Source organism: Pseudomonas sp. R9.37 (assembly GCF_963878885.1).
Taxonomy (GTDB): domain Bacteria; phylum Pseudomonadota; class Gammaproteobacteria; order Pseudomonadales; family Pseudomonadaceae; genus Aquipseudomonas.
The window spans coordinates 487712-502831 of sequence record NZ_CAWNZA010000022.1; the positions used below are offsets into that span (position 1 = coordinate 487712).

General features: G+C 63.0%; 2 protein-coding genes and 1 pseudogene. All 3 read left to right on the forward strand.

What is annotated here, in order from left to right; all coding sequences use genetic code 11:
- Window positions 1-5: 5 nt before the first annotated feature.
- Window positions 6-12902 (forward strand): non-ribosomal peptide synthetase, encoded by a 12897-nt coding sequence (locus AACU78_RS14490; protein WP_106576495.1) that lies wholly within the window; start codon window positions 6-8, stop codon window positions 12900-12902.
- Between the two features lie 519 nt (window positions 12903-13421).
- Entirely contained in the window at window positions 13422-14057 is a 636-nt protein-coding gene (locus AACU78_RS14495) for a lytic polysaccharide monooxygenase auxiliary activity family 9 protein (RefSeq protein ID WP_106576496.1), read from the forward strand.
- A 40-nt stretch (window positions 14058-14097) separates the two neighbouring features.
- Window positions 14098-15096, forward strand: a pseudogene (locus tag AACU78_RS14500) (chitinase); the annotation flags it as partial.
- Between the last annotated feature and the right edge of the window lie 24 nt (window positions 15097-15120).

Below are 15120 nucleotides of genomic sequence, written 5' to 3' on the forward strand. Positions count from 1 at the left end.
ACCCCATGATGGACGCCTTCGAACTTCCCCGCACTCTGGTCCAGTCCCTTCAACGTCGCGCCGCGCAGACCCCGGACCACGTGGCCCTGCGCTTCCTCGCCGACTGCGCCGAGCAAAACGTTGTGCTCAGCTACCGTGACCTGGACCAGCGCGCCCGCACGGTCGCCGCCGCCTTGCAGGCCAATGTGGCGTTGGGCGAGCGCGCGGTGCTGTTGTTCCCCAGCGGCCCGGACTACGTTGCGGCGTTTTTCGGCTGCCTGTACGCCGGGGTCATCGCAGTGCCGGCGTATCCGCCAGAGTCCACGCGCCGGCATCATCAGGAGCGCTTGTTGTCGATCATCAGTGACGCCGAACCGCGCGTGCTGCTGACCATCGCCAGCCTCGGCGACGGCCTGGCGCAGATCGAAAACGCACCCCCGGTGCTGAGCGTCGACACCCTGGAGGCACAGCTCGCCGAGCGCTGGGTCGAACCCGAACTGCACGCCGATGACATCGCCTTCCTGCAATACACCTCCGGTTCCACCGCATTGCCCAAAGGCGTGCAAGTCAGCCACGGCAACCTGGTGGCCAACGAAGTGCTGATCCGTCGTGGCTTCGGCATCGACCTCAACCCGGATGACGTCATCGTCAGCTGGCTGCCGCTGTACCACGACATGGGCCTGATCGGCGGTCTGCTGCAACCGATCTTCAGCGGCGTGCCGTGCGTGTTGATGTCGCCGGCGTACTTCCTTGGTCGGCCGCTGCGTTGGCTGGAGGCAATCAGTGAATACCGCGGCACCATCAGCGGTGGCCCGGATTTCGCCTACCGCCTGTGCAGCGAGCGGGTCAGCGAATCAGCCCTGGAGCGCCTCGACTTGAGCTCCTGGCGCGTGGCCTATTCGGGCTCTGAACCGATCCGCCTCGATACCCTGGAACGCTTCGCCGAGAAATTCGCGACGTGTGGCTTCACCCCGAACAATTTCTTCGCCTCCTACGGTCTGGCCGAGGCGACCCTGTTCGTCGCTGGCGGCACCCGCGGCCACGGTATCCCGGCCTTGCGCCTGGATGAACAGGCGTTGGCCGCCAACCGCGCCGAACCGGGGCAGGGCAACGCGATCATGAGCTGCGGCACCAGCCAGCCGGAGCACGCGGTGTTGATCGCCGACCCGCACACGCTGAGCGAACTGCCGGATAACCACGTCGGCGAACTGTGGGCCAGCGGCCCGAGCATCGCCCACGGCTACTGGCGCAACCCGCAAGCGTCGGCCAAGACGTTTGTACAGCACGCCGACCGCACCTGGCTGCGCACCGGCGACCTGGGTTTTATCCGTGAGGGCCAGGTGTACATCACCGGCCGCCTCAAAGACCTGCTGATCGTGCGCGGCCATAACCTGTACCCGCAGGACATCGAACACACCATCGAGCGCGAAGTGGAAGTGGTGCGCAAGGGCCGCGTCGCCGCTTTTGCAGTGAATGACCAGGGCCTGGAAGGCATCGGCATCGCCGCCGAAATCAGCCGCAGCGTGCAGAAAATCCTGCCGCCCGAGGCGCTGATCAAAGCCATCCGCCAGGCCGTGGCCGAGGCGTATCAACAAGCCCCGAGCGTGGTGGTACTGCTCAACCCCGGCGCCTTGCCGAAGACGTCCAGCGGCAAGGTACAGCGTTCAGCCTGCGCGATCCGCCACGCCGACGGCAGCCTCGACAGCTATGCGCAGTTCCCCGAGCTGCAAGCGCACGTGAGCGATGCGGTGTTGGAATCCGAACTGCAAAGCCAGATCGGCGCAATCTGGTGCGAGCAGTTACAGCTCGCAACCGTCGCGGCCGATGACCACTTTTTCCTGCTCGGCGGTAACTCCATCACCGCCACCCAAGTGGTCGCGCGCCTGCGCGAAACCCTGGGGCTGGAGCTGAACCTGCGCATGCTGTTCGAAGCGCCGACCCTTGCGAGCTTTGCCGCAAGCGTTGCGCAATTGCAGCAGGACGGCGGCGTTGCTCAAGGCGCGATTCATGCCTTGTCGCGCCAGGACGACTTGCCGCAATCCCTGGCGCAAAACCGCCTGTGGATCACCTGGCAACTCGACCCGCAGAGCAGCGCCTACACCATCCCTGGCGCCTTGCGTTTGCGCGGCGAGTTGAACGAAGGCGCCGTGCGCGCCAGCTTCCAGCACTTGATCGAGCGTCATGAAGCCCTGCGTACGCGTTTCTACGAGCGCGACGGTCAGGCCTTCCAGCGTGTGCAGGCAAGCGTCGAATTCGACCTGCAAATTATCGACCTCAGCGACCTGCCTGACGCCGAGCGTGAGGCTCGCGCGCAGCAGATCCGCGAAGACGAAGCGCGCACCCAGTTCGACCTGGAAAAAGGCCCATTGCTGTGGGTGACCCTGGTGCGCCTGGGCGATGAAGACCACCAATTGCTGGTGACGCTGCACCACATCATCGCCGACGGTTGGTCGCTGAATATTCTCATCGACGAATTCTCGCGCCTGTATGCCGCCGCGACGCAAGGCCAGACTTTGGAGCTACCGCCACTGGCCCTGCAATACGCCGACTACGGCAGCTGGCAGCGCCAATGGCTGGCTGAAGGCGAAGGCCAGCGGCAACTGGCGTACTGGAAAACCCAGTTGGGCGAGGAGCATCCGAGCCTGAGCCTGGCCACCGACCATCCGCGCTCGGCGCAACAACGCCACAGCGCGTCGCGCCATAGCGTGCGCCTGGATGCCGGCCTCAGTGCAGCGATTCGCCAGACCGCCCAAGACCACCAAGCCACCCCGTTCATGCTGCTGCTGGCGGCGTTTCAAAGCCTGCTCTACCGCTACAGCGGCCAGCGCGATATCCGCATCGGCGTGCCGAATGCCAACCGCCCGCGCCAGGAAACCCAAGGCCTGATCGGTTTCTTCATCAACACCCTGGTGCTGCGCGCCGAGCTGGACGGGCGCCTGCCGTTCAATCAATTATTGGCGGCCACCCGTCAGGCTGCGCTGGGCGCCCAGGCGCATCAGGACCTGCCGTTCGAGCAACTGCTGGAAGCCTTCCCCCATGCCCGCGAACAGGGCCTGTTCCAAGTCATGTTCAACCACCAGCAACGCGACCTGAGTGCCTTGCGCCGCCTGCCGGGCATGCTCGCCGATGAGTTGCCATGGCACAGCCGCGAGGCCAAGTTCGACCTGCAACTGCACAGCGAAGAAGACCGCAACGGGCGCTTGAGCCTGTCGTTCGACTACGCCGACGAATTATTCGACCGCGCAACCATTCAGCGTCTCGCCGAGCACTTCATCAACGTGCTGCACGCCGTGTGCGAGCAACCGCAACAGGCCATCGGCGACTTGCAGCTGATGCAAACCGACGAACAACAGCCGTGGAGTGAAGCGCCGTGCACGCCGGCGCAGCAGTGGCTGCCCGAGCTGCTCAGCCAACACACCGCGGACAACATCGCGCTGGTCTGGCAGGACGGCAACCTGAGCTTCGCCCAACTGCACACCCAGGCCAATCGCCTGGCCCATTACCTGCGCGACAAGGGCGTTGGCCCGGATGTGTGCGTGGCCATCGCCGCCGAACGCTCGCCGCAACTGTTGATCGGCCTGCTGGCGATCATCAAGGCCGGTGGCGCCTATGTGCCGCTCGACCCGGATTACCCCGCCGACCGCCTGGCCTACATGCTCCAGGACAGCGGCGTGCACCTGCTGTTGACCCAAACCGCACTGCTCGAGTTGCTACCGGCACCCGAAGGCGTGTGCGTGATCGCCATGGACAGCCTGCACCTCGACAGCTGGCCGACCCAGGCACCGGGTTTGCATCTGCATGGCGACAACCTCGCCTACGTGATTTACACCTCCGGCTCCACCGGCCAACCCAAGGGCGTGGGCAATACCCATGCGGCGCTGGCCGAGCGTTTGCAGTGGATGCAAGCCACGTATCAACTCAACGACACCGATGTGCTGATGCAAAAAGCGCCGATCAGTTTCGACGTGTCGGTATGGGAGTGCTTCTGGCCATTGATCACCGGTTGCCGCCTGGTGCTGGCCGGCCCCGGCGAGCATCGCGACCCGCACCGCATCGCGCAGTTGGTGCAGGAACACGGCGTAACCACCCTGCACTTTGTGCCGCCGCTGTTGCAGCTGTTTATCGATGAGCCGCTGGTGGCCGATTGCACCAGCTTGCGCCGCCTGTTCTCAGGCGGTGAAGCCTTGCCCGCCGAACTGCGCAACCGCGTCTTGGCACAGTTGCCGGCGGTGAAATTGCACAACCGTTATGGCCCGACGGAAACCGCGATCAACGTCACCCACTGGCAGTGCCAGGCCGAAGACGGCGAACGCTCGCCGATTGGCCGGCCGCTGGGCAATGTGATCTGTCGCGTGCTGGACGAACACCTCAACCCATTGCCGGCCGGTGTGCCGGGCGAATTGTGCATCGGCGGCATCGGCCTGGCGCGCGGTTACCTCGGCCGCGCCGGGCTGACCGCCGAACGTTTCGTCGCCGACCCATCGGGCGAGGCGGGCACACGCCTGTACCGCACCGGTGACCGCGTGCGCTGGAGCGCTGACGGCGTACTCGAATACCTCGGCCGGCTCGATCAGCAGGTCAAACTGCGTGGCTTTCGCGTGGAACCGGAAGAAATCGAAGCACGCCTGTTGGCCATGGACGGCATTGCCCAAGCCGTGGTGCTGGTGCGTGACCAGCAGTTAATCGGCTACTACACCGCCAGCACCGCACTGAACGAGCAGCAGGTAAAAACCGCCCTGGCCGCCGAGCTGCCGGAATACATGGTGCCCGCGCAACTGATGCGTCTGGATGCGATGCCGCTGAGCCCCAGCGGCAAACTGGACCGCCGTGCATTGCCGGCGCCGGTGTGGCAAACCCGTGAACACATCGAACCCCAAACCCCATTGCAGCAGCAGATTGCGGCGATCTGGCGCGAAGTCCTCGGCCTGCCTCGCATTGGCCTGGGCGACGACTTCTTCGCCCTCGGTGGCCACTCGTTGCTGGCCACGCAAATCATCTCGCGCACCCGCCAGGCCTGCGACGTCGAGCTGCCGCTGCGCACCTTGTTCGAAGCCAGCGAGCTGGGCGCCTTTGCCGAGCAAGTCGGCCTGATCCAGGCCTCGGGCCAGCGCAACCAGCAAACCGCTATCGCCAAGGTCGACCGCAGCGCGCCGGTGCCGCTGTCCTATTCCCAGCAGCGCATGTGGTTCCTCTGGCAGATGGAGCCGGACAGCCCGGCCTACAACGTCGGCGGCATGGCGCGCCTGCGTGGCGTGCTGGACGTGGGGCGGTTCGAGGCGGCGTTGCAAGCCCTGATCATGCGTCACGAAACCTTGCGCACAACCTTCCCGAGCGTCGACGGCGTGGCCCAGCAAAAAGTCGCCAGGCAAACCGGACTGCGCATGGATTGGCAGGATTTCTCGGCGCTCAATGAAGCCGAGCGTCAGCTGCGCCTGCAACAACTGGCCGACCACGAAGCCCATACGCCTTTCAACCTGGAAACCGGGCCATTGCTGCGCGCGTGTCTGGTCAAGGCCGGCGAGCAGGAACACTACCTGGTGCTGACCCTGCACCACATCGTCACCGAAGGCTGGGCGATGGACATCTTCGCGCGTGAACTCAGCGCGCTGTACGAGGCCTTTATCGACGAGCGCGACTCGCCGCTGGCGCCGTTGCCGGTGCAGTACCTCGACTACAGCGTGTGGCAGCGCCAATGGCTGGAGTCCGGTGAGCGCCAGCGCCAGCTGGACTACTGGATCGGGCAGCTTGGACATGAGCATCCACTGCTCGAATTGCCCGGCGACCGCCCGCGTCCGCCGGTGCAAAGCCATCAGGGCGAGCTGTACCGCTTTGACCTGAGCGATGAACTGGCCGCCCGCGTGCGCGCCTTCAATGCCGAACGCGGCCTGACTCTGTTCATGACCATGACCGCCACCCTGGCCGTGTTGCTCTACCGCTACAGCGGCCAGACCGACCTGCGCATCGGCGCGCCGGTGGCCAACCGGATTCGCCCGGAAAGCGAAGGGCTGATCGGCGCGTTCCTCAACACCCAGGTGCTGCGTTGCCAGCTCAATGGGCAGATGAATGTCGCTGAATTGTTCGAGCAGGTACGCCACACCGTGATCGAAGGCCAGTCCCATCAGGACCTGCCGTTCGATCATTTGGTAGAAGCCCTGCAACCACCGCGCAGCGCGGCCTACAACCCACTGTTCCAGGTGATGTGCAACGTGCAGCGCTGGGAATTCCAGCAGAGCCGCCAATTGGCCGGCATGACCGTCGAGTACCTGGCCAACGATGCGCGCGCGACCAAGTTTGACCTCAACCTGGAAGTCACCGACCTCGACCATCGCCTGGGTTGCTGCCTGACCTACAGCACCGACCTGTTCGACGCGCCGCGCATTGCGCGCATGGCCGAGCATTGGCGCAACCTGCTGGAAGCGTTGATTGCCAACCCGCAACAGCGTCTCAGCGAACTGCCGTTGCTGACCGCCGTCGAGCAGCGCGTGTTGCAGGACAGCCTCGGTGTGGAAGCGGGGGAGCATCGCCTCGATCAGTGCATCCATCAGTTGTTCAGTCAGCAGGCGATCCAGCGTGCCGATGCACCGGCGCTGACTTTTGCAGGAGAAACGCTGACCTACCGCGAACTGGACGCCCGCGCCAATCGCCTGGCGTGGATGCTGCGCGAGCGCGGCGTCGGCCCACAGGTGCGCGTCGGCCTGGCGTTGCCGCGTTCTCTGGAAATGGTGATTGGCTTGTTGGCGATCCTCAAGGCCGGTGGCGCCTACGTGCCGCTGGACCCGGAATACCCGCTGGACCGCTTGCACTACATGATCGAAGACAGCGGCATCGGGCTGCTGCTCAGTGATGCGGCGATGTTCGAAGCCCTCGGTGAACTGCCGGCGACGGTGGCGTGCTGGTGCCTGGAAGATGACCTGCCGGTGCTCGCCAATTACCCGGCCGACGAGCTGCCCTTTATCAGCTTGCCGCAGCATCAGGCGTACTTGATCTACACCTCAGGTTCCACCGGCAAGCCGAAAGGCGTGGTGGTGTCCCACGGTGAAATCGCCATGCATTGCCAGGCGGTGATCGAGCGCTTTGGCATGCGTGCGGACGATTGCGAACTGCACTTTTATTCGATCAACTTCGACGCCGCCACCGAGCGTTTGCTGGTGCCGCTGCTCAGCGGTGCGCAGGTGGTTGTGCGGGCCCAGGGCCAGTGGGATGCCGAAGAAATCTGTGCGCTGATTCGCACCCATCGCATCAATATCCTCGGTTTCACCCCAAGCTATGGCAGCCAGTTGGCGCAGTGGCTGGCGACTCAGCAGCAAACCTTGCCGGTGCGCATGTGCATCACCGGCGGCGAGGCGCTGACTGGCGAACACCTGCAGCGTATCCGCGCAGCCTTCCAGCCCGAGGTGTTTTTCAACGCCTACGGCCCGACCGAAACCGTGGTCATGCCGCTGGCCAGTCTGGCGCCGGAGCAGTTGGAAGAGGGCGCTGGCAGCGTGCCGATCGGCAGCATCATTGGCGACCGCGTGGCCTACATTCTCGACGCCGACCTGGCGCTGGTGCCGCAAGGTGCGACCGGCGAGTTGTATGTCGGCGGGGCCGGTCTGGCGCAGGGTTACCACCAGCGCCCGGGCATGACCGCAGAGCGTTTTGTCGCCGACCCGTTTGCTACGAATGGCGGGCGTTTGTACCGCACCGGCGACCTGGTGCGCCAACGCGCCGACGGCCTGGTGGAGTACCTGGGCCGTATCGACCACCAAGTGAAAATTCGCGGTTTCCGCATTGAGCTGGGCGAAATCGAAACCCGCCTGCTGGAACACCAAGCGGTGCGCGAAGCGGTGGTGCTGGCACTGGATTCGCCGAGCGGCAAACAGCTGGTGGCTTACCTGGTCAGCGACGCCGACCACGCCACGCTGCGCGACGCGCTCAAGGCACACCTCAAGACGCAACTGCCGGACTACATGGTGCCTGCGCACCTGATCGTGCTGGACAGCATGCCGCTGACCGCCAACGGCAAACTCGACCGCCGCGCCTTGCCGCAACCGGACCCGGAGGCGAACCGCCAACACTACGTGGCGCCACGCAACGAACTGGAGCACACCCTGGCCGCGATCTGGTGCGCCGTGTTGAACGTGCAGCAAGTCGGCCTGGACGATAATTTCTTTGAACTGGGCGGCGACTCGATTCTGTCGATCCAGGTGGTCAGCCGTGCGCGGCAGGCCGGGATTCACTTCAGCCCGCGCGACCTGTTCCAGCATCAGACCGTGCAAACCCTGGCGGCCGTGGCCACGCGGTCCGAGCGGGTCAGCGCCGAACAAGGGGTGCTGACGGGCAGCTCCGGCCTGACGCCGATCCAGCATTGGTTCTTCGATACCGCGATGCCGAATCGTCAGCACTGGAACCAGGCGTTGCTGCTCAAACCGCTGCAACTGCTCGACCCTCATCGCCTGGAGCAAGCGCTGTTGGCGGTACTGGAACACCACGACGCCCTGCGCTTGAGCTTTACGCCGCGCGATGCCCAATGGCACGCCGAGCACATGGCCGTGCCGCAAGGTGGCGTGCTGATGCAGGCGCAGGTGCGCGATATGGCGCAGTGCACCGCGCTGTTCACCGACACCCAACGCAGCCTTGACCTCGAACACGGCCCGCTGCTGCGCGCTTTACTGGTAGATGGCCCGCAGGGTCAGCAACGCCTGCTGATCGCGATTCACCACCTGGTGGTGGATGGCGTGTCGTGGCGCGTATTACTTGAAGACCTGCAAACGGTCTATCGCCAACTGAGCGACGGCCAATCGGTCAGCTTGCCGGCCAAGACCAGCGCCTTGCGCGATTGGGCTGCGCGTTTGCAGGCCTATGCGAGCAGTGAATCCCTGCGTGAAGAGTTGAGCCTCTGGCAAGACCGGTTGGCCGGTCCTGCGGCGGTATTGCCGGTGGATCGCCCACACGGTTCGCTGCTCACTCGTGATGCCGACACGGTCAGCGTGCGCCTGGACGCGCAACATACCCGCCAGTTGCTGCAACAGGCGCCAAGCGCCTATCGCACTCAGGTCAACGACCTGCTGCTGACGGCTCTTGCCCGTGTGCTGTGCCGCTGGAGTGGTCACGATTGCGCGCTGATCCAGCTGGAAGGCCATGGCCGTGAAACCTTGTTTGATGACATCGACCTGACCCGCAGCGTCGGCTGGTTTACCAGTGCTTACCCACTGCGCCTGACCCCGCAAGCAGAGCAGGGCGCCTCGATCAAGGCGATCAAGGAGCAACTGCGCGGCGTGCCGCACAAAGGTTTGGGCTATGGCGTGCTGCGTTACCTGGCGGACGATCTGTGCAAGCAGACCATGGCTGCACTGCCAAGCGCCGACATCACCTTCAACTACCTCGGCCAGTTCGACCAGAGCTTCGGTGCCGATGCGCTGTTCCACCCGCTGGATGAGCCCGCCGGCCTGGCGCATGACTCAGAGGCGCCGTTGCCCAATGAGTTGAGCGTCGACAGCCAGGTGTACGGCGGCGAACTGGTGCTGCGCTGGACCTTCAGCCGCGAGCGCCACGATCAACAGACCATTCGCGAACTGGCCCAGGCTTACCTGGACGAACTGCAAAGCCTGATCGCGCATTGCCTGAGCGACGCTGCCGGCGGCCTCACGCCGTCGGACTTTCCGCTGGCGCACCTGACCCAACCACAACTCGACAGCCTGCCGGTGCCGGCCAGCGCCATCGAAGACGTGTACCCGCTGACGCCGATGCAGGAAGGCCTGCTGCTGCACACCCTGCTGGAACCCGGCACGGGCCTTTACTACATGCAGGACCGCTACCGCATCAACAGCGCGCTCGACCCGCAGCGGTTTGCCCAAGCCTGGCAGGCGGTGATCGCGCGTCACGAAGCCTTGCGCGCATCGTTCTGCTGGAACGTCGGCGAAGACATGCTGCAAGTGATCCACAAGCCGGGCAGCACGCCGATCGAGTACCTGGACTGGAGCGCCGATCCGCAAAGTGAACAGGAACCCCGTCTGCAAGCCTTGCTCAAGGCCGAGCGGGAAGCCGGTTTCGATCTGCTCAACCAGGCGCCGTTTCACCTGCGCCTGATCCGCGTCGGTGAAGCGCGCTACTGGTTCATGATGAGCAACCACCACATCCTCATCGATGCCTGGTGCCGTTCGCTGCTAATGAATGACTTCTTTGAAATTTACATGGCCTTGGGCGAAGGTCGCGAAGCACAGTTGGCCACACCGCCGCGCTATCGCGATTACATTGCCTGGCTGCAACGCCAGAACCTCGCCCAGGCACGCCAGTGGTGGCAGCACAACCTGCAAGGTTTCGAGCGCACCACACCGATCCCGAGCGACCGGCCGTTCCTGCGTGAACATGCGGGCCACAGCGGCGGCATGGTGGTGGGCGACTGCTACACCCGCCTTGAGGCACGCGACGGTGCGCAACTGCGTGAACTGGCGCAGGCCCATCAACTGACCGTCAACACCTTCGCCCAGGCGGCATGGGCGTTGGTGCTGCGTCGCTTGAGTGGCGAGCGTGACGTGTTGTTCGGCGTTACCGTGGCCGGGCGCCCGGTGGACATGCCCGAGATGCAACGCACCGTCGGCCTGTTCATCAACAGCATCGCGCTGCGGGTGAAACTGCCTGAAGACGGTCAGCGCTGCAGCGTGCGCCAGTGGTTGAGCGGCTTGCTAGACAGCAACATGCAGCTGCGCGAGTACGAGTACCTGCCGCTGGTGACCATTCAGGAGCACAGCGAATTGCCCAAGGGCCAACCGCTGTTCGACAGCCTGTTCGTGTTCGAGAACGCGCCGGTGGAGGTCTCGGTGCTGGACCGCGCGCAAAGCCTGAATGCCACCTCGGATTCCGGCCGCACCCACACCAACTTCCCGTTGACCGCAGTGTGCTACCCGGGCGATGACCTCGGTTTGCACTTGTCCTACGACCAGCGTTACTTCGACGAAAGCACCGTGCAGGGCATGCTCGGCGAGTTCAAGCGCTTGCTGCTGGCGCTGGTGCAGGGCTTTCATGGCGACATGGCCGACCTGCCGCTGATCGGCGAGCAAGAGCGTGAATTCCTGCTGGAGGGGTGTAACCAGAGCGCGCATAACTACCCGCTGGAGCGCAGCTATGTCGAGCTGTTCGAGGCGCAGGTGGCCGAGCATCCGCAGCGCATCGCCGCCAGCTGCCTTGACCAGCAATGGACCTATGCCGAGTTGAACCGGCGCAGTAACGGTTTGGGTCACGCGCTGATCGCAGCAGGCGTTGGCCTGGACCAGCCGGTGGCGTTGCTGGCCGAGCGTAACCTCGACCTGCTGGGCATGATCATCGGCAGCTTCAAGGCCGGCGCCGGTTACCTGCCGCTGGACCCAGGCCTGCCCAGCCAGCGCTTGAGCCGGATTATCGACTTGAGCCGTACGCCGTTGCTGGTGTGCACCGAGGCGTGCCGCGAGCAGGCGATTGAGCTGCTGGACGGTACCGACTGCCAGCTGTTGGTGTGGGAGGAAGTGCCGGGGCGTGGGGAAAATCCAGGTGTCTACAGTGGCCCGGACAACCTCGCCTACTTGATCTACACGTCGGGCTCCACCGGCCTGCCCAAGGGCGTGATGGTCGAACAGCGCGGCATGCTCAATAACCAGTTGAGCAAGGTGCCTTATCTGGACCTGAGCCCGACGGATGTGATCGCCCAGACCGCTTCGCAAAGCTTCGATATTTCCGTGTGGCAGTTCCTCGCTGCGCCGCTGTTTGGCGCGCGGATCGATATCGTGCCGAACACCCTTGCCCATGACCCGCAAGGTTTGCTGGCCCATGTACAGGCCCAGGGTATTACTGTGCTGGAAAGCGTACCGTCGCTGATCCAGGGCATGCTCGTCCAGGAACGCATGAGCCTGGACGGCCTGCGCTGGATGCTGCCGACGGGCGAAGCGATGCCGCCGGAGCTGGCGCACCAATGGTTGCTGCGTTATCCAGACATAGGCCTGGTCAACGCTTATGGCCCGGCGGAATGTTCGGATGATGTGGCGTTCTTCCGCGTCGATCTGGCGTCAACCCAAGGCACTTATTTGCCGATTGGCACCCCGACCGACAACAACCGGTTATACGTGCTCGATGGCGCACTGGAGTTGGTGCCACAGGGCGCGGTCGGCGAGCTGTGTGTGGCAGGTACCGGCGTGGGCCGTGGTTACGTCAGCGACCCGTTGCGCACGGCGCAGGTGTTTGTGCCCAACCCGTTTGGCGCACCGGGCGCGCGTCTCTACCGCACCGGCGACCTGGCACGTCGGCGCAGCGATGGCGTGTTGGAATATGTGGGGCGTATCGACCACCAGGTGAAGATTCGCGGCTACCGCATCGAGCTGGGTGAAATCGAAGCGCGTCTGCATGAACAGCCGCAGGTGCGTGACGCCGCGGTGGGGGTACAAGAGGGCGTCAACGGCAAGCACTTGGTGGGTTACCTGGTGGCGGGGGATGAAAGCCTCAACCCGAGCGATCGCCTGGACCGCATCAAGCAACGCCTGCGTGCTGAGCTGCCGGAATACATGGTGCCACTGCACTGGTTATGGCTCGAGCGCCTGCCGCTGAACGCCAACGGCAAACTCGACCGCAAGGCTTTGCCGACCCTGGAGATCGGCCAGTTGCACAGCCAGGACTACCTGGCGCCGCGCAACGCACTGGAAACCACGTTGGCGGCTATCTGGGCCGAGGTGCTGAAAGTCGACAGGGTGGGCGTACAGGACAACTTCTTCGAGCTGGGTGGGCACTCGTTGCTGGCCACACAGATTGCCTCTCGGGTGCAGAAAAGCCTGCAGCGGGATGTACCGTTGCGGGCGATGTTCGAGTGCAGCACGGTGGCGGAGTTGGCCGAGTACATCGAGGGGTTGGCGGCGAATGAAATCAGCGCCGAGAAGGTGGACCGGTTGAGTGATTTGATGGCGGAGTTGGAGGGGCTGTAAGGAAACCTGGAGCCCCTGGCGGTGAGCGTGCTGTGAGTCGAAACGAAAACGACTTTCAGCATTGCTCAACGCTGCATCCACATCGGCGCCGATAGGGGCCTTTAGCCAGGTGGCACGTGGGTATGCTGCCTCTCAGGATCACGCTGGCCTGCCGCATTCTTGGGTGAGTTGGGAGCATGAATAATTGCGGCATCGACGAGGGTGCCTTGGCGCGGGCACCGAACTTTCGCGCCGCCAGGCCAATGCCTCATCACATGCACACGAGCATCCCTTAGGAGAGGGCAAAGGCGATTTTGATCGAAAGTGTGGTTATTTGCGCCTTGATTTGTAGGAAATTGCCCTCTAGTTACGTAGGTTATTTCCATAATACTGTTTTTATATACAGTGTTTTGGGGGTGGTCGTCTCATCAGAAGAAAATGAGCGAGAAACGGGCCGGTGGAAAAAAAAAGCAGCTTCGTTAGTTTGAGGTTCTCTCCTTCAAGAAAGGAGAGTTCTTAATCAAATCAATGGAGTCAAAAATGAACCAACCACACACCCAGACACCTCTTCGTCATGGTCGTGTCACGTCCCCTTCCAGCCGTGGCGCCGTCGCCGTGGATCTCGGCCTGCTGGCTACCTGGCAGGTCAATGAAATGGAAGGCGGCAAGAACTTTCCGGCACTGATTGCCGGTCCGTTCCCGGCGCCTTATCAAACCGACAGTGACAGCGTCACCCCACCAGCCGACGGCTTCATCCTCAGCGGCGGCAAGACCGATGCGCGTGACTGCGTCAACTTCACCAACGAGGAAATGGCCAAGAAACTCAACCGCGCCTTCACCTGGCCGCTGCTCAATGTCGACCCGGGTCAGACCTTCAAGGTCACCTGGGAATACACCGCGCCGCACACTACCCGTGGCTATCGCTGGCTGATCACCAAGGATGGCTGGGATCCGAAACAGCGCATCACCCGCGCACAACTGGAAACCCAGCCGTTCGCCGAAGACTTCTACACCCAGGTGCCGTACTTCAGCCATGCAGGTGAACTGAAGGCCAAGGTCAATCACGAAGTGAAACTGCCGGCCAACAAAAAGGGCAAGCATGTGATCGTGTTGATGTGGATCGTCGCCAACACCGGCAACGCGTTTTATCAAGCCTTCGACGTGGACTTCAAATAAGCCCGCGCCGTTAAACCCATACGTTCTGAAGGATTAGAACATGACCAAGATTGACTTCACCTTATTGAAATCGCCGCTGAACGATGTCGCTTCGCTGATGCCGAGCATTGCCGGCAAAAAGATCCTCATGGGCTTCTGGCACAACTGGCCTGCCGGAGCGAGCGACGGCTACCAGCGTGGCCAATTCGCCAATATGAACCTGTCGGACGTGCCGAAGGATTACAACGTGGTGGCCGTGGCCTTCATGAAAGGCAACGGTATCCCGACGTTCAAGCCGTACAACCTTTCCGACGCCGAGTTCCGCCGTCAGGTGGGCGTGCTAAACAGCCAGGGCAGGGTGGTGCTGATTTCCCTTGGCGGCGCCGATGCACACATCGAGCTGCATAAAGGCAACGAACAGCCACTGGCCAACGAGATTATCCGCCTGGTGGAAACCTATGGCTTTGATGGCCTGGACATCGATCTTGAACAGAGTGCGATTGATTTCGCCGACAACAAGACTGTCCTGCCCGCCGCGTTGAAACTGGTCAAGGACCATTACGCCAGTGAAGGCAAACACTTCATTATCAGCATGGCGCCGGAGTTTCCTTACCTGACCACCGCCGGCAAATACGTCGGTTACATCCAGGCGCTGGAAGGCTATTACGACTTCATTGCCCCGCAGTATTACAACCAGGGGGGCGACGGGATCTGGGTGCAGGAGGTCAACAACGGCAACGGTGCCTGGATTGCCCAGAACAACGACGCGATGAAAGAGGATTTCCTGTTTTACCTGACCGAGAGTCTGGTGAGCGGAACGCGAGGGTTTATCAAAATCCCGGCGGACAAGTTCGTCATTGGTCTGCCGGCCAACGTCGACGCAGCCGCCACCGGTTATGTGATCAACCCTGCAGCCGTGACCAATGCATTCAAGCGTTTGTACGACAAAGGGTTGCCGATCAAGGGCCTGATGACATGGTCGGTGAATTGGGACAATGGGATCAGCAAAGACCATGTGCCCTACAACTGGGAATTCAGCCGCCGTTATGGGCCGTTGATCCAAGGCACTCATCTGTCTGGCCTC

What these genes read in the sequence shown, in the direction of transcription:
- AACU78_RS14490 (WP_106576495.1), top strand. Translation starts at nt 6, where the DNA reads ATGATGGACGCCTTCGAACTTCCCCGCACTCTGGTCCAGTCCCTTCAA.
- AACU78_RS14495 (WP_106576496.1), top strand. Translation starts at nt 13,422, where the DNA reads ATGAACCAACCACACACCCAGACACCTCTTCGTCATGGTCGTGTCACG.